17 protein-coding genes and 4 tRNA genes are annotated in these 19,624 nt (G+C 64.0%); 5 read left to right on the forward strand and 16 right to left on the reverse strand.

The genetic code is table 11. The annotated features are described in order from the left end of the window. A partial coding sequence (locus APH30_RS11090) for a helix-turn-helix domain-containing protein (protein ID WP_156326435.1) occupies window positions 1-210 on the forward strand: 210 nt, incomplete at its 5' end. Window positions 211-421: 211 nt separating this feature from the next. On the opposite strand, the gene APH30_RS11095 is transcribed toward APH30_RS11090, so the two are convergent. Beyond that, on the reverse strand, window positions 422-814 hold the full coding sequence (locus APH30_RS11095; protein ID WP_054912561.1) for a MerR family transcriptional regulator: 393 nt from the start codon (window positions 812-814) through the stop codon (window positions 422-424). A gap of 74 nt (window positions 815-888) precedes the next feature. Here APH30_RS11095 and APH30_RS11100 point away from each other — a divergent pair, with 74 nt between their 5' ends. After that, a complete protein-coding gene (locus tag APH30_RS11100; RefSeq protein ID WP_054912562.1) occupies window positions 889-1,989 on the forward strand; it encodes an SDR family oxidoreductase in 1,101 nt (366 codons plus the stop codon). A gap of 66 nt (window positions 1,990-2,055) precedes the next feature. Here the strand turns inward: APH30_RS11100 and APH30_RS11105 are convergent, their stop codons facing one another. From APH30_RS11105 to APH30_RS11120, 4 genes are all read right to left on the reverse strand, one after another. Continuing rightward, entirely contained in the window at window positions 2,056-3,309 is a 1,254-nt protein-coding gene (locus tag APH30_RS11105; RefSeq protein WP_054912563.1) for an OprD family porin, read from the reverse strand. Between the two features lie 59 nt (window positions 3,310-3,368). Beyond that, a complete protein-coding gene (locus APH30_RS11110; RefSeq protein ID WP_054912564.1) occupies window positions 3,369-4,673 on the reverse strand; it encodes a CitMHS family transporter in 1,305 nt (434 codons plus the stop codon). A gap of 123 nt (window positions 4,674-4,796) precedes the next feature. Continuing rightward, window positions 4,797-6,110 (reverse strand): C4-dicarboxylate transporter DctA, encoded by a 1,314-nt coding sequence (gene dctA, locus APH30_RS11115; protein WP_054912565.1) that lies wholly within the window; start codon window positions 6,108-6,110, stop codon window positions 4,797-4,799. Window positions 6,111-6,182: 72 nt separating this feature from the next. Then, window positions 6,183-7,262: a 4-oxalomesaconate tautomerase gene (locus APH30_RS11120; protein WP_082416152.1), complete on the reverse strand. Its 1,080-nt coding sequence runs from the start codon at window positions 7,260-7,262 to the stop codon at window positions 6,183-6,185. Between the two features lie 147 nt (window positions 7,263-7,409). Between APH30_RS11120 and APH30_RS11125 the strand changes: the two genes are divergently transcribed. After that, a complete protein-coding gene (locus APH30_RS11125; RefSeq protein ID WP_054912566.1) occupies window positions 7,410-8,303 on the forward strand; it encodes a LysR family transcriptional regulator in 894 nt (297 codons plus the stop codon). Window positions 8,304-8,362: 59 nt separating this feature from the next. Here APH30_RS11125 and tcuB read toward each other — a convergent pair whose 3' ends face one another. The 4 genes from tcuB to APH30_RS11145 form a co-directional block, all read right to left on the reverse strand. Further along, on the reverse strand, window positions 8,363-9,544 hold the full coding sequence (gene tcuB / locus APH30_RS11130; RefSeq protein ID WP_054912567.1) for a tricarballylate utilization 4Fe-4S protein TcuB: 1,182 nt from the start codon (window positions 9,542-9,544) through the stop codon (window positions 8,363-8,365). Further along, complete coding sequence (tcuA, locus tag APH30_RS11135) at window positions 9,525-10,979, reverse strand: FAD-dependent tricarballylate dehydrogenase TcuA (protein ID WP_054912568.1); 1,455 nt, start codon at window positions 10,977-10,979, stop codon at window positions 9,525-9,527. Before tcuA ends, tcuB begins: the two co-directional genes overlap by 20 nt. A 142-nt stretch (window positions 10,980-11,121) precedes the next feature. Continuing rightward, the gene (locus APH30_RS11140; RefSeq protein ID WP_054905328.1) at window positions 11,122-12,042 is read right to left on the reverse strand and encodes a LysR family transcriptional regulator; all 921 of its coding nucleotides are present in this window, start codon (window positions 12,040-12,042) and stop codon (window positions 11,122-11,124) included. Between the two features lie 78 nt (window positions 12,043-12,120). Beyond that, window positions 12,121-12,915 carry a substrate-binding domain-containing protein gene (locus APH30_RS11145; RefSeq protein WP_054912569.1) on the reverse strand — a complete coding sequence of 265 codons (795 nt, stop codon included), beginning with the start codon at window positions 12,913-12,915 and terminating at the stop codon, window positions 12,121-12,123. 230 nt (window positions 12,916-13,145) lie between these two features. Between APH30_RS11145 and APH30_RS11150 the strand changes: the two genes are divergently transcribed. Next, complete coding sequence (locus APH30_RS11150) at window positions 13,146-14,390, forward strand: MFS transporter (protein ID WP_054912570.1); 1,245 nt, start codon at window positions 13,146-13,148, stop codon at window positions 14,388-14,390. 7 nt (window positions 14,391-14,397) lie between these two features. Further along, window positions 14,398-15,651, forward strand: a complete 1,254-nt coding sequence (locus tag APH30_RS11155) for an arsenic transporter (protein ID WP_054912571.1) — start codon at window positions 14,398-14,400, stop codon at window positions 15,649-15,651. Window positions 15,652-15,684: 33 nt separating this feature from the next. On the opposite strand, the gene APH30_RS11160 is transcribed toward APH30_RS11155, so the two are convergent. The 7 genes from APH30_RS11160 to APH30_RS11190 form a co-directional block, all read right to left on the reverse strand. Further along, window positions 15,685-16,548, reverse strand: a complete 864-nt coding sequence (locus APH30_RS11160) for a DUF2242 domain-containing protein (protein ID WP_054912572.1) — start codon at window positions 16,546-16,548, stop codon at window positions 15,685-15,687. Between the two features lie 200 nt (window positions 16,549-16,748). Continuing rightward, window positions 16,749-16,825, reverse strand: a tRNA-Asp gene (locus APH30_RS11165). A 140-nt stretch (window positions 16,826-16,965) separates the two neighbouring features. After that, window positions 16,966-17,042 (reverse strand) — tRNA-Asp (locus APH30_RS11170). Window positions 17,043-17,141: 99 nt separating this feature from the next. Next, a tRNA-Asp gene (locus APH30_RS11175) sits at window positions 17,142-17,218 on the reverse strand. Between the two features lie 66 nt (window positions 17,219-17,284). Next, a tRNA-Val gene (locus APH30_RS11180) sits at window positions 17,285-17,360 on the reverse strand. Window positions 17,361-17,631: 271 nt separating this feature from the next. Further along, on the reverse strand, window positions 17,632-18,402 hold the full coding sequence (locus APH30_RS11185) for an SDR family oxidoreductase (protein ID WP_054905332.1): 771 nt from the start codon (window positions 18,400-18,402) through the stop codon (window positions 17,632-17,634). Beyond that, window positions 18,402-19,613, reverse strand: a complete 1,212-nt coding sequence (locus APH30_RS11190) for an O-succinylhomoserine sulfhydrylase (protein ID WP_009683774.1) — start codon at window positions 19,611-19,613, stop codon at window positions 18,402-18,404. The genes APH30_RS11185 and APH30_RS11190 overlap by 1 nt, the downstream gene beginning before the upstream one ends. Window positions 19,614-19,624: the final 11 nt, after the last annotated feature.

A 19,624-nucleotide genomic window follows, 5' to 3' on the forward strand; every position in this document is an offset into this window, starting at 1 on the left:
CGACGCGACCTGGCCGAGACCTACATCCGTGATACGGAACTGGCGTTCGGCGAGATTGCTTATTTATTGGGGTTCGCTTCGGCCGAGGCCTTCCAGCGCGCGTTCAAGCGCTGGACGGGCCTTACGCCGGGAGAGTTTCGCCGCAGCCAGCGGCGGGCAGGTCAAAGCTCGGTGGCGTCGTCGGCCGGTTCCGGGGTGTCCAGCTCGTAGGCTTGGGATTCGAGTAGTTCTTCCTGGTATTCATCCATGGTCCTGCTCCCTCTTTACTCATTTCATCTTCGTAGTTATCGCCGTCATGCTAAGCCAGTGGCATGACGCAATGATGACAAGCTTATGATCGGGCAACGCGGCCATCGTTCCAGTGAAGACGCGATGCAACGCTGCTCGAGTACCACAAAATCCTTTTTAGGAGGACAGGCGTTCAGGCGCCAGCGGAAATGTTTTCAGGAATTGTCAGCCCAGTCGCAACAGCACTGGCGACGAGCTTGGCACGCTCGCTATCAAGCACCTCATACGCGGCCTGCAGCGTCTGAATCCTGGCCTGGATTTCAGCCATTTTGCCAGTGACCAGCAGTGCACCCTGCACGCAATCGAGGGTATTGCCGCGCCTGGCGGCCAGTATCTCCCCTATTTCGGCAAGCGTGAAACCGCCCCGCTGGGCAGTTTGCACGAAGTTCAGGTCAGCGACGGCCTGCTCGCTGTAGCTGCGATAATTGTTGGCTTGCCGCTGGGCCACGATCAGCCCGAGCTGCTCGTAATAGCGCAACGCATGGCGGCCGACGCCGCTGCGGCGCTCCAGCTCCCCGATGTTCATGGCACAAAACCCCTTGACCTTAGAGTGCGCTCTACACCCTAACCTGCGCCCATCTTGCAGACAAGGAAACTGACATGAGCGTGGAATGCTTCGTTACCGGCGGCAGTGGTTTTATCGGCCAGCATCTACTGGCGCGGCTCACCGCCACCGGGCACACCGTGCGGGTGCTGATGCGCCACCCGGAAAACCTCGCCCGGCTCCGTGAACAGGTAGGCCGCCTGGGGGGCAAGCCTGATTGCGTACAGGCAGTTGCCGGCGATATCGGCACAGAAGGCCTTGGGCTCAGCGAAGCCGAACGCCAACGCGTGTCGGCTGCCGCAGTGGTGTTCCACCTCGCGGCGCACTTCACCTGGGGGCTTTCCTTGGAACATGCCCGTGCCGTGAATGTGCAAGGTGCGCTGCGGGTCGCGCAGCTGGCGGCGAGCCAGGGCACCCGCCTGCTGATGGTGGGCGGCTACATGCTGCAGAATTTCAGCCACCTGGCCAGCATCGGAGTGGATCACGAGCACCCGGAACAGACCGACTGGCCCGCGGTTTACCGCCGCGCAGGCGGTTATGAGGCGAGCAAACTGGAAGCGCATTTCGCCGTCATCCGCTACATGCAGGGTGCGGGCGCAGCGTACTCGATCGTTCACCCTGCCACGGTCTGCGGCGACAGTGTGCGCGGGCACATCCTCGACGGCCAGCCGTTGGCAGCGCTGATTAGCGGCCTGGCGTTGGGCCGGTTCAAGGCCATTCCGGGCTCGCCCAACCATTGGCTGCCACTGGTCAGCGTCGACTACCTGGTTACCCTGATGGCCTGCGTGGCATTCGACCCTTCAATGGCCAACCGCCAGGTGCTTGCACTCGACCCGCACACACCTAGCCTGCAAGGCTTGCTGGAGGACATCGCCGCCACCCTGCAGGTAAAAGCCCCGCGCCACCATGTGCCGATAGGCGTGCTGAAGTGCTTGTTGGCAATTCCCGGGGTAGCGACGCGCCTGGCAATCAGCCCCGAGTCGTTGAACTTCATCCAGCCGCAGCGCTTCGACCTGAGTTTCAGCGAGCAACTTGAACGCAGGTATCAGCTCACTCACCCGGACATCAACCCTACATTGGCAAAAACCGTGCGCCACGTCGAACGCAACCTGGGCCACGGCAGCATGCCTGGGGCAAACATACCGACCAACACCTGAACCCACATGGCCGCCCGCAAGCGCCTGCACGTCGCCCCGGCGCGGCCGGCCACTCAGGCTCAGCCCTTACCAGAGGGCGATGTCGTAGGTCAGGTAGATGCGGTTGCTGTCACGCCCGCGGGAGAAGTCGGAGCGGTACACGTAGTTGCGCAGCTTCACCCCAAGGCCCTTGACCGGCCCGGATTGCACCACGTAGGCAAGCTCCATGTCGCGCTCCCACTCGCTCAGCCCAGCGTCAGCCGAGCGCCCGTTATCCCCGCTGAGGTAGCGGGTCATGAAGGTCAGCCCTGGGATGCCCGCGGCGGCGAAGTTGTAGGCATAGCTGGCCATCCAGGTTTTCTCTTCTTCCTCGATGAACTTGCCGATACCCACGTTACTGAACGAGTACACCGTGGCGCCGGTGATGTAGGGCAGCCCGGCCTTGCCGTCGAGCACTTGGTAGCCACCCCCGAACGTGTGCCCGGAGTGGGTGTACGACAGTTGCCCGCTGAACATGTCATTGTCGATTTCGCCGCCCTGGGCAGCGCCGCTGTCGCGGCTGTTGAAATAGCGCAAGTCGGTGGTGAGCACGCCGCCGGCCAAGGGCAGGTCGTAGATCAGGCCGGCAAAGTCCTGGCGGTAGAAGTGTTCCAGCTGGCCGTGGAAATAGCTCAACTTCAACTGCTTGTTGACGGCGTAATCGGCGCCGGCAAAGTTGAAATCGCCAGACTCGTCACCGCTGTAGCCGTCCATGTACAGGCCAGTGCTGTCAGAGGAATCGCGCAGCTTGAAGCGGTTCAGGTGCCCGGCAGTCAGGGTCAGGTTGTCGATGTCGGTGCTGGTCAGCTGGGTGCCCTGGTAGGTTTGCGGCAACAAGCGTGCATCGTTGTAGATCAGCACCGGGGTTTTCGGCAGCAAGGTGCCATGCTTGACCACGGTCTGCCCCAGGCGCGCCTTGGCCGTCACGCCGGCACTGGCAAACTCGTCAGCGGCGCGGCCATCGTCATGCGTCGGCAGCAAACCGGTACCGCTGCGGCCGCGGCCCGAATCGAGCCGCACGCCGAGCAGCCCCATGGCGTCGAGCCCCAGCCCCAGGGGGCCCTGGGTGAAGCCGGACTGATAGTCGAGCAGGAAGCCCTGCGCCCATTCCACCCGCTCGCTCTTGGCGGTGGCGGCGGCGCGCGGGCTCATGCCCTGCTCGTCGCGGAAGTTTTCGTTGAAGTACACATTGCGCAGTTGCAGCTTCAGCTTGCTATCGTCGACGAAACCGGCGGCGCCGGCCACAGGCAGCCAGCCGCACAGCAGGCCACAGGTGGCCCCACGGAAAACAGCTCGGGACATGATCGATACTCTGTTGTTGTTTTTGGAGGAGCTGGGCGCCGCGCGGCGCCCGAGGCAGTTCAGACGAACAAGGACAAGGCACCCGTGGCGATCGCCAGCGCAGTGATCACCAGCGATGTGAGCACCGCCCATTTCACCGTGGCTTTCTGGAAGTCGCCGATATCGCGGTCGACCATCCCTACCAGCAGCAGGGTCGAGGCCACCAGCGGGCTCATCAGGTGCACCGGCTGGCCCAGTACCGAGGCGCGGGCGATTTCAATCGGGTCGATGCCGTAGGCGGTCGCGGCATTGGCCAGGATCGGTACCACGCCAAAGTAGTAGGCATCATTGGACAGCACGAAGGTCAGCGGCATGCTGGTCAGGGCCACCACCAGCGGGAACCAGTGGCTCCAGGCGGCAGGAATCCAGTCGACCAGGGTCTGCGCCAGGGCGTCGACCATCTTGGTGCCCGAGAAGATCCCGGCGAAGATACCTGCGGCAAATACCAGCAACACCACGGTCATGGCATTGCCCGAATGGGCGAGGATGCGTTCTTTCTGCAGGTCCAGTTGCGGATAGTTGATCATCAGCGCGGCGACGAAGCCGATCATGAAGAGGATCGCTGCGTGCATCACCCCGAAGACCAAGGCGGTCATCACGGCGATTACCAGGGCCAGGTTCACGTAGGCCAGGCGTGGGCGCTTGTAGGGTGCATCGCCAAGGATTTCCTGGATGTAGCAATTGCCACCGCCCGACTCCAACGCCACGTTGCCGATGCGGCGACGCTCGGCGCGGCCCAGCAGGAAGGCAGTGAACACCACCCAGGCAGCGCCACCGATCACGGTCGGCAACATCGGGATGAAGTATTCGGTGGCGTCCAGGCCCAACGCGGCAATGGCTCGGGTAGCCGGCCCGCCCCAGGGGCTCATGCCACTCATGATACTCAGCGACAGCATCGATACCGTGGCCAGGATCATCGGGTTCATGCCGATGCGCCGGTACAACGGCAGCATGGCAGCGCACATGATCATGTACGTGGTGGTGCCGTCACCGTCCAGCGCTACCACCAGCGACAACAGCGCGGTGCCGATGGCGATCTTGACCGGGTCGCCATTGACGCGCTTGAGGATCTTGCGGATCAGCGGGTCGAACAGGCCGGCATCGATCATCAGGCCGAAGAACAGGATGGCGAACAACAGCAGTGCGGCTGACGGTGCCACCATTTTCAAGCCATCGAGCATCATCTTGCCCAGTTCGGGGGCAAAGCCACCGATCACTGCGAAGACAATCGGTACGACGGTGAGCGCCACGATGGGTGACAGGCGTTTACTCATGATCAGGTAGGTGAAGGTCACCACCATGATCAGGCCCAGGAGTGCGAGCATGGTCTTTTTCTCTTGTTTTTATTGTGTTGCGGCCGCCAGCAGGGCAGACGGCCCCCTACCCCACCCGCACCGTCAGGGTGCTGGGTGGGATTTCAAGTCAGCGAGGACAGATGGAAAAGGTATTCAGCCGTGGTGCCGAGGCTCTGCAGCCCAGTCGGCCTGCGCCGTGTCGGTTTCGTCTGCAGCGGCCGGTATCCCGTTCAGGCGGCGCAGCAGCGTTTTCCGGTCACAAGCATTCTCCGACAAGGAGATGACCACGGTCGCGACGGCGTTGCTGGCCAGGCTGGTCAGGGCGCGCGCTTCGGACATGAAGCGGTCGATACCGATCAGCAAGGCAAGCCCGGCCAGCGGGATGTCGTGAATCACGGTGAGGGTCGAGGCCAGGGCCACGAAACCACTGCCGGTCACGCCTGCTGCCCCTTTGGACGACAGCAGCATGATCGCCAGCATGGTCACCGTCTGGCCGAGGGTCAGGTCTATGTTGCAGGCCTGGGCGATGAACACCGCGGCCAGCGACAGGTAGATGGCCGTGCCGTCGAGGTTGAAGGAATAGCCAGTCGGCAGCACCAGCCCGACCACGCCCTTCTTGCAGCCCAGTTTCTCCAGCTTCTCCAGCATGCGCGGCAGCACCGGCTCGGTGGAGGACGTGCCGAGCACCACCAGGAACTCCTCGCGGAAGTAGCGCAGCAGCTTCCACAGGCTGAAGCCATAGGCACGGCAGATGCCGCCGAGCACCACCAGCACGAAGAACGCACAGGCGATATACAGCGTACCGACCAGCTTGGCCAAGGCACCCAGCGAGGTCACGCCGTACTGGCCGACCGTGAACGCCAGTGCACCGAAGGCGCCGATGGGGGCGAAGCGCATCAGGTAGCCGAAGATGCGGAACACCATGGTCGAGGCCGATTCCAGCACATTCAGTACCGGCTTGCCCTTCTCGCCCATGGACGACAGGGCAAAACCGCTGAGCACGGCGATGAACAGCACCGGCAGCACCTCACCCTTGTTGAACGCACCGATGAAGGTGTCCGGGATGATGTGCATGAAGAAGTCGACCACGCTGAGCTTGGCCGCCGACGCAGCGTACTGGCTCAGCCCGGCAGTGCTGAGGGTCGCAGGGTCGATGTTCATGCCGACGCCCGGGCGGAACAGGTACACCGCCGCCAGGCCGATCATCAGGCTGACCAGGGTCAGGCCCAGGAACAACAGCAACGTCTTGCTCATCAAGCGCCCCAGGGAGCGCTTGTCGGTCATGCCGGCGATACCGGTTACGATGGTGCAGAACACCACCGGGGCAATCATCATCTTGATCAGCTTGATGAAAGCATCACCCAGCGGCTTGAGCGCAACGGCCTGTTGCGCCCAGAAGTGGCCGACCACTACGCCCAGCAGGACGGCGCAGAGGATCTGAAAGTACAGCGATTTGGCGAGTCTCATGAGGCATCACCCATTGTTGAAATTGTGCGGATGCGCTTGTTGCAAATGTTTGGAGCTGAACGGCTGCCAGAGTTACCCGGCCAATCTGCGGAATGTAGGGGCGTAAACGAAACCTGAGAACAACCGTCGGGCAGTCCGCACCACCGAGGCCTGGATGGTCTTGCCATCGGCGCCGGTGCGCGACAATGCCACATCGATGCCACCGCTTGGGTGTTCCAGGCGCACTTCGGTCAATTGCTCGGCGCCCTCGCCCAGCAGTTCACCGATCACGGTGCCAGGGCTGACACAGGCAGTGGCCAACCCGATCGAACCTGTAATGGCCAGCGCGCGGTGGCAGCTGTGCGGCATGAAGTAGCGAACCTGCAGGGTGCCGTCATAGCGCGGCTTGGAAACCAATACCGGCTTGGGGATGACCATCCCGCTGACATCGCCCAGGCCCATGGCCTTGCCGGCCTTCAGGCGCAGCGCTTCCAGGCGCTTGAGCAGGTCTTCGTTGGCATCGAGTTCGGCAGGCGTTTCCGAACCGGTGACACCGAGCTGGCTGGCCTCGACCACCATCATCGGCATGGCCATGTCGATGCAGGTGACCGGTACGCCGTCGATCACGTCGGTGGCCTGGCCGGTCGGGAACAGCTTGCCGGTCTTGCTGCCAACCGCATCGAGGAACGTCAGCTGCACCGGGGCGGCAGTGCCCGGAACGCCATCGATCGCCGTGCGGCCTTCGTAACGCACGATCCCGCCGGGGGTTTCCACCAGCGAGTTGACGAACGTTCCGGTGTTGAGGTTGCGGATGCGCACCAGGGTCTTGCCTTCCTGGCCCTTGACCAACCCTTGCTCGATGGCGAACGGGCCAACGGCGCACAGCATGTTGCCGCAGTTAGGGGCAGTGTCGACCCGGCGCTGCGCGACCATGACCTGCACGAACAGGTAATCTACGTCAGCGTCGGCATGCAGCGAAGGGCTTACAATCGCCACCTTGCTGGTCTGCGGGCTACCGCCACCGATCCCGTCGATTTCCAGTTCATGCCCGGAGCCCATCAGGTTGATCAGTAATTCGTCGCGCTCGACCACGTTGGCAGGCAGGTCCCAGGCGTGGAAAAACGGCCCCTTGGAGGTGCCACCGCGCATGAGTACGCAAGGAATTCGTTGCATGATTTCGCACTCTTGTTGATCAATGGACATCATTGATGTTGTGGACACAAGATTGACAGGGATGGATAAATCAATCCAATGCAAATATCGTAGCTATTATTCCGATCCAGGCATCAATTAAACACCGGGGCCAGAGAGCGATTCGAGATGGAATATGAACTCCAAGACATCCGATCTTTCGTGAAAATCGCCGAACTCGGCAGTTTCCACGAGGCTGCGGAAGCGCTGCATTTGTCCCAGCCGGCGCTCAGCCGGCGGATCAAGAAGCTGGAAGAAGGGTTGGGCACGTCCCTGCTTGAGCGCACCACCCGTCGCGTCAGCCTGACCAGTGTCGGGCGCGACTTCCTGCCCAAGGCCAGGCGCCTGCTGGATGACTTCGAAGACTCGATCCTGAGCATTCGCGAGCTGGCCGAGCGCCAGACCGGCCAGGTGACCCTGGCCTGCATCCCCACCGCCGCGTTCTATTTCCTGCCGTCGGTGATTCGCGACTACAACGAGCAATACCCTAAGATCCGTATCCGCCTGCTTGACCTCAGTGCCAACGACGGGCTGGAAGCCGTGTTGCGCGGTGAAGCCGACTTCGGCATCAACATGATGAGCGGCCAGCACCCGGACATCGAGTTCGTCTCGCTGGTACAGGAGCATTTCGTGCTGGCCTGCCGCCGCGACCACAAGCTGGCAAACCGGGATTGCGTGACCTGGACGGAACTGGCCGACTACCGCCTGATTGGCGTGGGCCGGCTGAGCGGCAACCGAATGCTGCTGGACCACGCCCTGTCCGGGCTCAACCTGCGGCCCAAGTGGTTTTATGAAGTGCAGCACCTGTCCACCTCGCTGGGCATGGTCGAAGCCGGGCTGGGCGTGTCGGCCATGCCCAGCCTGGCCATGCCCAACGCCGACCACCCGACGCTGGTCAGCGTGCCGCTGACCGAGCCCGAGGTCACTCGCACCCTGGGCCTGGTCTACCGGCGTGGCGCCTCGCTGTCGCCGGCGGCGGAAAAATTCGTCTCGATCCTGCTGGAGAAGTGGCCCAACCGCTGACCGGGCAGCCTGGCGTTGGCCTGGGTGCAGCGAGGGGTGCAGGGCGGCAGCACTCATCGTCATTCCCCGCCCAGGCCGAGGGTGTTGGGGCGGCGCTTCTCGATGGCGAACTTGAGCAGGGCCGCCGAGCGGAACAGCCCATGGGCGAACTTGCCATAGGGCAACGTGATGAACAGCGCCATGACCGTACCCAGGTGCAGCGCCAGCACGATCGCCATTGCTGCGGTATCACGCAGGCCCAGCAAGGCAAGGCCACTGGCGCTGACCAGCAGCAGGAGCAGAATGAAGGCACAGTCCATGGGGCGCTGGGCGACGTCGCCCTGCTCCGGGGCCCGGCGCAGGTTCAGCGCCAGCAACCCGAGCGGGCCGACGATCAGGCCGATACCCCCCAGGGTACCCAGCAGCACCGGCGCGCTGAGCAGCGGGTATGGCGCCTGCTGGCCCAGCAGGTAGTGGTAGCCGGTAGCGACCACCGTGGCGGCAAAGCACAGCATGAAGCCGTAGAAGGTCATGTGATGGAAGCGCCGGCGCCACAGCGTGTAGCGGTCATCGGCATTGTTGCAGCCCTGGCCGTGGCCACCGTCCAGGTACTTCAAGGTCAACACCGCGCTGGTTGCCTCCAGCACGGCGCCTTGGGCGGGTTGCGCCTGAGCGGTTGCAGGCGATACAGCGCGCCAGAAGCGACGTACCGCCACCCCAAGCGCCAGGCCCGCCGCAGCGAATACCCCACCGAACATCAATGCCAGGGTGTTGTGCGGGAATACCGCGTAGAAGTTTCCGGCCAGCCGCCCCGGCAACAACGTGCCGTTGAGCCACAAGGTCAGCAGCAGGAACAGCGATAGGGCCAGCGACAGGGCAACGGCGACGTAGGTGCCGTTGTGCTGATACAGCCGGCCGAAGCGGGCCGGCCAGGCATACTCGGCGTAGGTCTGGCCACGCACCTTGGCCATGGCCTGGGGCACGTTCACGGCAAATTCGTGGGGGTCGGCGTACTGGCAGGCATGCAGGCAGGCCCCACAGTTGTGGCACAGGTTGGCCAGGTAGTGGATGTCGGCCTTGCCGAACTCAAGCCGACGGGTCATTGCCGGGAATACGGCACAAAAGCCTTCGCAGTAGCGGCAGGCATTGCAGATACGCATTTGCCGGTCGACTTCCTGCTCTTCCAGGTTCAGCGCAGGTATCAGTTCGAGTGCTGCGGGTTGGGCGACGGGCTGGCGTGCTTCAGGCAGTTGCGCGGTCATGGTCGTTCTCGTGTTCTGGATAGTCGTGGCCGGTTGCGGCAGCGGCGCTGGTGCCGGCGATGCGGCCGAAGGCAGTGCCGATGGACATGCCGACACCTGCCGTGTAGCCCTTGCCCAGCACATTGCCCGCCATCATTTCGCCGGCGACGAACAGGTTGGGGCTGGGCCGACCGGCAAAATGCACGGCCGCCGTTTCATCGGTGCGCAGCCCCAGGTAGGTGAAGGTCACGCCGGGGCGCAGCGGGTAGCCGTAGTAAGGCGGCGTGTCGAGCGGCCGAGCCCAGTGGCTTTTCACCGGTTGCAGGCCTTGGGTGTGGCAGTCGTCCAGGCGGGTGTGATCGAAGCTGCCGACCCGGCAGGCGCGGTTGTAGGCCTGCACCGTCTCGACGAAGGCCGGCACGGGCAAACCGAGCAACGCCGCCAGCCCCTCCAGGGTGTCGGCGCGGGCGCCCGGGAACACTGGCGGCATGAAACGACCTAGGGCTTTCTGGTCAATGATCGAGAAGCCCACCTGCCGTGGCTGCTGAGCCACCAGCCGGCCCCAGATGGCATAGCGCTTGGGCCAGAAATCCTCGCCTTCATCGTAAAAGCGCTGGCCGTCGCGGTTGACCACCACCCCCAGCGACACACAGTCGATACGCGTGCAGATGCCGCCGTCGTAAAGCGGCGCCCGGGCGTCGATCGCCACCATGTGCGCTTGCGTGGGGTCGCCGATGGTGTCGGCACCCTGTTCGATCATGCGGCGCAACAGCACCCCTTCGTTGAACCGCGTACCACGAATCAGGAAGTTGTCCGCAGGCCATTCGCCCCGCTCGTTCTGCCCCCAGGCATCGCGCAACCACTGGCGGTTGGACTCGAAGCCACCGGCCGCCAGCACACAACTGCGCGCCTCGATACGTTGGCCCGGCAGGGTGCGCCCCTGAACCTCGCGCGCCGGCACATGGGCCGCAACGAAGCGGCCGTTGTCCAGCTCGATGTCGGCCACAGGCGTGTCGTAGCGTATCTGCACGCCCAGCGCTTCGGCGCTGCGGAAATAGGCATTGACCAGCGCCTTGCCACCCCCCATGAAAAACGCGTTGGTGCGGGCAGTGTGCAGCGCACCGGACAAGGAAGGCTGAAAATGCACGCCATGCCGGCGCATCCAGCCCCGGCAACTGGCAGAGGCACGGATCACCAGGCGCGCGAGCTTTTCGTCGGTCTGGCCCCCGGTGACCTTGAGCAGGTCCTGCCAGAACTCCTCTTCGGGGTATGCTTCGACCAGCACATCCTGCGGGGCGTCATGCATGCAGCGCAGGTTGCGCGTGTGTTGGGAATTGCCACCACGCCAGGCGCGGGGTGCGGCTTCGAGCAGCAGCACGCTGGCTCCGGCCTCGCGCGCCATCAGCGCGGCACAGAGGGCGGCATTACCCCCTCCGATGACTAGCACATCGATCATTTCGCCTCCAGGTCACGAAGCGCCGAATGGTCGGCTGCTCCTCGTGGCCAGGGACTTTAATCAGTGCCCGGGCGGGACGAAACGCGATGACACCGGGGGGGCCTTCAGTTTTTCTAAAGGGTGGGCAAGCGGCGGGCCGCCGTCAGAGCAGCCGGGCGCCAGGCCATCGCCCCTGCTCCACCAGCGCCCGCGCCACTTCCTGCAGCACGATCCGGGTCGCCAGTGCAGCCGGTGACAGCTCGTCGTCGGCCAGGCTGACCATCACGTTGCGGCGCTGCGCCTGGGCATCATCAATGGCATAGACCCGCAACCCCGCCTGGTGCGCCCGGGCCACCGTGGCGCCCGGCTGCAGGGTGGCAGCATGGCCCGCACAAACGCAATCCATCAGCAACGACAGGCCATCGACTTCCATGACAATGTTGGCCTCCAGCCCGGCACGCTCGAAGATCGCGCGCAGGGTCGCGCGCAAGCCGTGCTGTGTGCTGGGCATCACCAAGGGCAGCGTGGCGATCTGCTGCAACGTCAGCGATTCACCCCATTCGGGGCGCACCAGCGCGGCGGGGATGAGTGCAAACAGCCGCTCGGTCAGCAGCGGCCGAACATCCAGCCGCGGCCCCGCTTCTGCCTGGAACAACACCGCAAGGTCAAGGTGCCTGGCGTTGAGCTGGTTCACCAGGTAGCCCGACAGCATCTCCACCAGGTGCAGGCGGATGTCGGGGTAGCGTTCACGCATCTTGTCGATCAGCGCCAGGCCCAGCACCGACGCTGTAGTCGGCGCCAGGCCCACGCTGACATAGCCGCTCATGCGGCCGCTTTGCGCGGCCAGCACAGCGTGCTCTGCCTGGCGCAGGGCCAGGCGCGCGTGGTACTCGAAGGCCAGGCCCGCAGCAGTCGGCGACACGCCGGTGCTCGAGCGCGTCAGCAACCGGGTACAGACCTCGCTTTCCAGCTTCGACAATTGCTGGCTCAGTGCCGAAGCACCGACGCCAAGCTCGACCGCAGCCCTGCCAAGGCTGCCGTGCTCCAGGACACTCAGGAAATAGCGAAGTTGACGTAACTCCATACAGCTCTCTTTCAACGATAGGGGGCTATCCTTGCGCATCTTAGCCTGTAGCAGGCCCGATGGCGCCGCCCCCTGCCGCTAACCGCGCGAATGCGGCAGTGGCTTCAGGCCGCTGTCCTCGATCGCTGCGTCGGCTTGTGGCGATGCCAGGTAGTCAAGCAGCGCCTGCGCGGCGGCATGGTGCTGGCTGTTGCTGACCACCGCGCCCGAATACAGGGTCATTTTCTGGGCTTCGGCCGGGATCAGGCCAACGATATCGATGCCCTTCACGGGTTTGAGCTCGCTCAACTGCTGGAAGCCGATTTCGGCCTGGCCGCGAGCGATCACAGCGCCTACCGGCTCGGCAGGAATCATGTGGGCCTTGGCCGCGAAGCCAGCACCCAGGTGCATGCCGGGGAACAGGGTCCTGGACAGGTAGACGCCGCTGGCGCTGTCGGAGTACGCCACGGATTTGCTGTTGAGCAGTACGGTGCGCAAGCCCTGCAAGGTGCTGATATCCGGCTTGGGCTGGCCTTGGCGCACGGCCATGGCGATGAATGATTGGCCCAGGTCGACCCGGCTGCTCTTGTCAGCCTGGCCACCCGCCACCAGCTTGTCCAGGGCAGCACCCACCATCAGCACAACGTCCGCCGGCTCGGCACGGGCAAGCCTGTTGGGAATGGCCTGTGGCGTTTCGCCCATGGAAGGCGCGGCCAGCACCTGCAGCTTGACCCCGAATTTCTTCTCGTAGGCAGGCGCCACTTGCCGGATTGCGCCCATGATGCCACCGGAGCTCAGGACCGTGAGGGTTGGCGGTTCGGCAGGCGCAGCCTGGGCGAGCGAGCAGGTCAATGAAGATGCCAATACAGCAGCACAGGACAACATTCGAAACACTGGAGTTTTCTCCGCAGTAAAAGCACGGCATGCTAGCGAAGCGGGAAGCGCCTGCGGCGTGAAGCAGCCATTAAGAATGTTTCACGTACGGTTTTCGGAGCGCTTTTCTACACCCAGTTGTCAGTTGAATAACGACCACCGAGCATGGCCCGGGCGAAGCCGTGTGCCTGTCCGTTGCGGCCGGCGCACACCGCAGGTGCGCCCCCCATGATCCCTCTCGAGATTGCATCTTGGCCAAACCACGCTCTCCCGCTTCCCCCGACGGCGCCCTCGACTGGCTGAACTTCTTTTTGGCAGATGTGCGCGACGGGCTTGGGCCATACCTGGCGATCTACCTGCTGGCGGTGCATCAATGGCAACCGGCAAGCATCGGCCTGGTAATGAGCCTGGCAGGCATTGCTGCACTGTTGGCGCAAACCCCGGCAGGGGCATTGATCGACCGTACCAAAGCCAAGCGTGCCGTGGTGGTGATCGCTGCGCTGCTGGTGACTGGCAGCTGCCTGTTGTTGCCGTGGATTTCCTCGTTCAGCGGGGTAGCCCTGACCCAGACCATCAGTGCCCTGGCGGGCTCGATCTTTGCGCCAGCGATTGCCGCCATATCCTTGGGCATCAGCGGCCCCAAGGCCTTTACCCGCCGGGTAGGCCGCAACGAAACCTTCAACCATGCCGGCAACGCCTGTTCGGCGCTGCTGGCCGGCGGCCTGGCCTACCTGTTCGGCCCGGCGGTGGTGTTCTACCTGATGGCCGTCTTGACCGTGGCCAGTGTGGTGGCGGTGAGCTGCGTGCCTGCCACGGCCATCGATCACCAACTGGCTCGCGGCCTGGCGCATGGCCCTGGCGGTGATGACGCCCCTGCAGGGCTAAGGGTACTGCTGCACAACCGGACACTGCTGGTATTCGCGGCGTGTTGCGCGCTGTTTCACCTGGCCAACGCGGCCATGCTGCCACTGGTCAGCCAGAAGCTCTCGCAGGTCGACCTGCAGCTGGCCACCCCGCTGACCTCCGCCTGCATCGTTGCCGCGCAACTGGTGATGGTGCCCATGGCGCTGCTGGTAGGCGCCAAGGCCGAACAGTGGGGCCGCAAGCCGTTCCTGCTGATCGGTTTCCTGATACTGCCGCTTCGCGGGGCGCTCTATGTGGTGTCTGACAACCCGTTCTGGCTGGTGGGCGTGCAACTGCTCGATGGCATCGGCGCCGGGATCTTCGGTGCGCTGTTCCCGATTGTGGTCAAGGACCTGACCGAAGGCACCGGCCGATTCAATGTGAGCCTCGGCGCGCTGACCGCGGTGTTCGGGCTGGGCGCTGCGCTCAGCCCTGGCATCGCCGGGCTGGTGGTGCAGGCTGCGGGCTACGATGCGGCGTTCCTGACCCTGGCCGGTATCGCCGGGGTCGCCTTCATCCTGGTAGTGCTGGCGCTGCCAGAAACGCACCCGCGCAGCCTGCCAGCGCCACTGCCCACCCCTGTCGGAAACTGAGCGCCTTATGCCTGTCAGTGAAAGTGCATTGATCATCTGGGCGGTCGCCGCACTGGCGACCTGCGGCGTCATTTTGCGCCCATGGCGCGTTCCGGAGTACGTCTGGGCCATGGGCGGGGCGGTGCTGCTGGTCGGCATTGGCCTGATGACGCCTCGGCGGGCCCTGGCCGCGGTGGCCGAAGGCGGTGACGTCTACCTGTTTCTGATCGGCATGATGGTACTGGCCGAACTCGCTCGCCAGGAAGGCCTGTTCGACTGGCTGGCACGGTATGCCGTGCAGCATGCGCGGGGTTCCGGGCAACGGCTGTTCGACCTGGTATTCCTGGTGGGCACGCTGGTTACGGTGTTCCTGTCCAACGACGCCACGGCCGTGGTCCTGACCCCGGCAGTCTATGCCGCGTGCAAGGCGGCCAAGGCCGACCCGCTGCCCTACCTGTTCATCTGCGCCTTCATCGCCAACGCCGCGAGTTTCGTACTGCCTATCTCCAACCCTGCCAACCTGGTGGTATTCGGCAGCCATATGCCGCCACTGCTGGACTGGCTACGCCAGTTCAGCCTGCCTTCTCTGGCCGCAATCTGCCTGACCTATGGGGTGCTGCGGGTGACTCAGCGCCGGCAGATCCGCCAACCGCTGGCGCTGAGCGTGAGCGGCGCGCCCCTGACGACTGGCGCCCGCCTGTGTGCAATGGGCATCGTGGTCACCGGCGCGTTGCTGCTGGGCGCCTCGGCACTGGACCGGGCGCTGGGGCTGCCAACATTCTGTGCCGGGGTGGCGACCACGGCACTGATCCACCTGTGGCAGCGACGCAGCCCACTGCCGGTGCTGCGCCACGTGGCCTGGGGCGTGCTGCCCTTGGTGGCAGGCCTGTTCATACTGGTCGAAGCCGTTGCACAGACCGGGCTGATCGAACGCCTCGCCCAGGCACTGGCCAGCCTGTCCGCACAAACACCGGTTACCGCCAGCTGGGTCGGCGGCGTGGGTGTAGCGATCGCCAGCAACCTGATGAACAACCTGCCCACCGGGTTGATCGCCGGGTCCATGGGCTCGCTGGTGGCGCTGCCCCAGCAAACCACTGCAGCTTTGCTGATCGGCGTCGACCTGGGGCCGAACCTGTCGATTACCGGCTCCCTGGCCACCCTGTTGTGGCTGGTGGCGATCCGCCGGGAGGGGGAGCATGTCAGCGCATGGCGTTTTCTGTGCCTGGGTGCGCTGGTGATGCCGCCTGCGTTGGCCGCCGCGCTGCTGGCCCTGTGGGTGTGACAGGGCTCGCCAGCGGCCAGCACTGCTAAAGCATCAAGGCGTGGCCGTGGCTGCCTCGGCCGGCTGCGCTTCCTGCTGCACCTGAATCGGCGCCGCTTCGGGCGGCGGTGCCAGCGGCTGCGAACCTTGACTGTCATCCACCACGGGTGCCACTGGCGCCTCCGTGGCTGGGGCAGCCGCTGCTGCCGCGGGCTGCGCTTCGGTGACAGGCGCGGCCTGCGCGGCGGGCGTAGTTTCAGCAGCGGGCGCCGGCGCTGCTGCCGCTGGGGTCGGTGCCAGCGGGTTCGCCGCCGCTTGCTCCGGCAGCCCCAGGGTAACCGCCGGCTTTTCCACTTTTGGCGCTTCGACCTTGGCTTTGCTGACCTTCTTCGGCTTGGGCAGGTAACTTTCCACCAAGGCAAAATAGCGATCGTAGAATTGCGCCGCCGTTACCGTCTCGCTCGCGACCTTGACCATCGAGTCGTCGCTGGAGCCAATCGGCATCGACACCGACCCCAGCACGCCCACGCCGAGGCTGGCCGAGGTGTTGGACTTTTTCAGCGCGTAGCGGTCCTGCAGGGCGTTGGCGAACATGGTCGAGTGCTGGTCGTCACTCGCGTCTGGCGCGCAGGTAACGTTGAAGCTGATCTGCAGATGGTTTTCGCTGTTTTGCTGGAAGCTCTTGTTGCCCACTACCTGGTTGGCACCGCTGCTGGTGATGATGTAGCCCTGGCTGAGCAAGGCGCGCCGCGCCGCCTCGCAAGAGCCGGCATCGCTTACCGGGAAACTGCGCGAGAATGTACCCGAGTCAGCGAAGTTCTCGTGCTCGTAAACGGCCGCTTTTTTCGAGGAACAACCGCTCACGCCCGCCAGCACCAGGGCCAGCCCGAGCGCACCAAAGACGGAAGATCTGGTCATTGCGTATTCCGGGTATGTCGAGAGGGTGCCTATTGTGCAACACAGCAGGCAAGCACACCAACCACTGGTCGGTGAAGAACCTGTAAGGTTGGTGTAAATGTGGGCCCAGGCCAATAACAGCCAGGTACCAGAACGAAAAAAGCGACCCGAAGGTCGCTTTGACGTTGCCTCGAGGCGTTCATGGGGCCTTGGGGCGAAGATGGCGCAGCGGACGGGACTCGAACCCGCGACCCCCGGCGTGACAGGCCGGTATTCTAACCGACTGAACTACCGCTGCGTATCATTCAGGCTTGCGCCCGATTGAAACTGGGTCTGACCTTGGGGCACGAGGGCCGCGAGGCAGGCACAAAAAAAGCGACTGGATCATCGCTTCTCTCGTGTTTGTTTCAAGGCGTTCTAGGGACCTTGAAACGAAGATGGCGCAGCGGACGGGACTCGAACCCGCGACCCCCGGCGTGACAGGCCGGTATTCTAACCGACTGAACTACCGCTGCGTATCGTTCAGGCTTGCGCCCGATTGAAACTGGGATCAGCCCAAGGCGTTGGCCTTGTGGCTTCAGACCGGTGCCAGGCACCCATCTGTTACTGAAAAATGGCGCAGCGGACGGGACTCGAACCCGCGACCCCCGGCGTGACAGGCCGGTATTCTAACCGACTGAACTACCGCTGCGCAGTGCGTTCCTCTCTGGCTTTTGGCTTCTTGCGAAACCTGAAGCGGCAGGAACATCTCAGGAAGTGGTGGGTGATGACGGGATCGAACCGCCGACCCTCTGCTTGTAAGGCAGATGCTCTCCCGGCTGAGCTAATCACCCTCGCGATGTTACTTGTTGCGTTTGCTTCGCTGAGGCCGCGAAATTTACGCAGGTGGCGAAGCTAAGTCAATAGCCCCGTTGGATTTTTTTCGAAGAAGTGGCAAGTGGCAAGTGGCAAGTGGCAAGTGGCAAGTGGCAAGTGGCAAGTGGCAAGAAGAAGCATGGGGTCGCTTGATGAATTTCTGAACCCTACAAATGACGAAGGAACCTTGCGGTCCCCTCTTGAAGCTTGAAGCTTGAAGCTTGAAGCTTGAAGCTTGAAGCTTGAAGCTCAGGTGTAGATCATCTTGCGGGTCATGCCGCCATCGACCACGAACTCCTGGCCAGTGACGAACGCCGCCTGCCGTGACAGCAACCAGGCAACCATGGCAGCCACATCCTCCACGGTCCCTACCCTGCCCGTCGGGTGCTGGGCGTGGTCGGCTTCGCTCAATGGCTCGGCACGGCGCTGCGCCGGGTCACGGGCATCGATCCAGCCAGGGCTCACCGCATTGACGCGGATCTCCGGGCCCAAACTCATCGCCAGCGCATGGGTCAAGGCCACCAGGCCGCCCTTGCTCGCCGCGTAGGCCTCGGTATCGGGCTCGGACTGCCGCGCTCGGGTGGAGGTGAGGTTGACGATCGCCCCGTTGTGCGCACGCAGGTACGGCGCACAATGCTTGGCCAGCAGCATCGGGCCATTGAGGTTCACCGCCAGCACCCGGTTCCACTGCGCCAGGCTCAGGCTTTCCAAGGTCTGGTTGTGCGGGTTGGCGATCGCTGCATTGCACACCAGTGCATCCAGGCGGCCAAATTGCCCGAGCACCTCGGACACCCCGGCACTGACCTGGGCTTCGTCGGCAACGTCCATGGTGATGAACCAGGCATTGTCACCCAGGGCCTTGGCCACCTTGGCGCCCCGCTGCCGGTCAAGGTCGCTGAGCACCACCTGCCAACCCTCGCAGATCAACCAGGCGGCAATGCCCAGGCCGATGCCGCGCGCGGCACCGGTCACCAGGGCTACCCGGCCGTTGTGGCCCGGGGTGCTGCCGCCAATCTGCATCACAGCGCGGCCAACCCGCGCGCCAGGTCGGCCTGCAGGTCTGCCACGTCTTCCAGGCCCACGGCAACGCGGATCAGGCTGTCGCGAATACCCGCAGCCTCACGCTCCTGCGGCGACAGGCGCCCGTGGGACGTGGTGGCCGGGTGGGCGATGGTGGTCTTGCTGTCGCCCAGGTTGGTGGTGATGGAAATCACCCGAGTGGCGTCGATGAAGCGCCAGGCGCCCTCTTTGCCGCCCTTGACCTCGAAGCTGACCACTGCACCAAAGCCACTCATCTGGCGCTTGGCCAGGGCGTGCTGGGGGTGGCTTGGCAAGCCGGCGTAATGCACCTTCTCCACGCCGTCCTGTCGCTCCAGCCACTCAGCCAGGGCCTGGGCACTTTCGCAATGCGCACGCATGCGCAACCGCAAGGTTTCCAGGCCCTTGGTGAAGATCCAGGCATTGAACGGGCTGAGGGTCGGGCCTGCGGTACGCAGGAAGCCCACCACCTCTTTCATCTGCTCGGCTCGGCCGGCCACTGCGCCGCCCATGCAACGCCCCTGGCCGTCGATGAACTTGGTCGCCGAGTGGAACACGATATCGGCACCCAGCTTCAACGGTTGCTGCAGTGCCGGGGTGCTGAAGCAGTTGTCGACGACCAGCATGGCGCCATGGGCATGGGCGATTTCACTGAGGGCAGTGATATCGACCAGTTCGGCCAGCGGGTTGGACGGCGATTCGACGATCAGCAGCTTGGTATTGGCCTTGATGGCCTTTTCCCAGCCCGCGAGGTCGGCCAGCGGCACGTAGTCCACCTGCAGGCCGAAGCGCTTGAAGTACTTCTCGAACAGGCTGATGGTCGAGCCAAATACGCTCTGCGACACCAGCACATGGTCACCGCCACTGCACAACGACATGACCACCGCAAGCAGCGCCGCCATGCCGGTGGAGGTGCCCACGGCCTGCTCGGCGCCCTCCATCGCTGCCAGCCGCTCTTCGAAGACACGCACCGACGGGTTGGTGTAACGCGAATAGACGTTGCCTGGCGTTTCGCCGGCGAAACGCGCAGCGGCGTCTGCCGCCGTGCGGAACACATAGCTGGAGGTCAGGAACAGCGCTTCGCTGTGCTCGCCTTCCGGTGTACGGCTCTGGCCAGCGCGCACCGCCAGGGTGTCGAAACCGACACCCTCGAGGTCGCTGTCCAGCCGCCCGGCATCCCATTGATCCGTCATGCCGTCGCTCC

This window comes from Pseudomonas sp. NBRC 111127, assembly GCF_001320345.1.
GTDB lineage: Bacteria > Pseudomonadota > Gammaproteobacteria > Pseudomonadales > Pseudomonadaceae > Aquipseudomonas > Aquipseudomonas juntendi.

Bases quoted from the DNA above. Each gene is read 5' to 3' on its own strand.
- APH30_RS11095 (WP_054912561.1), bottom strand. From the start codon at position 814: ATGAACATCGGGGAGCTGGAGCGCCGCAGCGGCGTCGGCCGCCATGCG.
- APH30_RS11100 (WP_054912562.1), top strand. From the start codon at position 889: ATGAGCGTGGAATGCTTCGTTACCGGCGGCAGTGGTTTTATCGGCCAG.
- APH30_RS11105 (WP_054912563.1), bottom strand. From the start codon at position 3,309: ATGTCCCGAGCTGTTTTCCGTGGGGCCACCTGTGGCCTGCTGTGCGGC.
- APH30_RS11110 (WP_054912564.1), bottom strand. From the start codon at position 4,673: ATGCTCGCACTCCTGGGCCTGATCATGGTGGTGACCTTCACCTACCTG.
- dctA (WP_054912565.1), bottom strand. From the start codon at position 6,110: ATGAGACTCGCCAAATCGCTGTACTTTCAGATCCTCTGCGCCGTCCTG.
- APH30_RS11120 (WP_082416152.1), bottom strand. From the start codon at position 7,262: ATGCAACGAATTCCTTGCGTACTCATGCGCGGTGGCACCTCCAAGGGG.
- APH30_RS11125 (WP_054912566.1), top strand. From the start codon at position 7,410: ATGGAATATGAACTCCAAGACATCCGATCTTTCGTGAAAATCGCCGAA.
- tcuB (WP_054912567.1), bottom strand. From the start codon at position 9,544: ATGACCGCGCAACTGCCTGAAGCACGCCAGCCCGTCGCCCAACCCGCA.
- tcuA (WP_054912568.1), bottom strand. From the start codon at position 10,979: ATGATCGATGTGCTAGTCATCGGAGGGGGTAATGCCGCCCTCTGTGCC.
- APH30_RS11140 (WP_054905328.1), bottom strand. From the start codon at position 12,042: ATGGAGTTACGTCAACTTCGCTATTTCCTGAGTGTCCTGGAGCACGGC.
- APH30_RS11155 (WP_054912571.1), top strand. From the start codon at position 14,398: ATGCCTGTCAGTGAAAGTGCATTGATCATCTGGGCGGTCGCCGCACTG.
- APH30_RS11160 (WP_054912572.1), bottom strand. From the start codon at position 16,548: ATGACCAGATCTTCCGTCTTTGGTGCGCTCGGGCTGGCCCTGGTGCTG.
- APH30_RS11185 (WP_054905332.1), bottom strand. From the start codon at position 18,402: ATGCAGATTGGCGGCAGCACCCCGGGCCACAACGGCCGGGTAGCCCTG.
- APH30_RS11190 (WP_009683774.1), bottom strand. From the start codon at position 19,613: ATGACGGATCAATGGGATGCCGGGCGGCTGGACAGCGACCTCGAGGGT.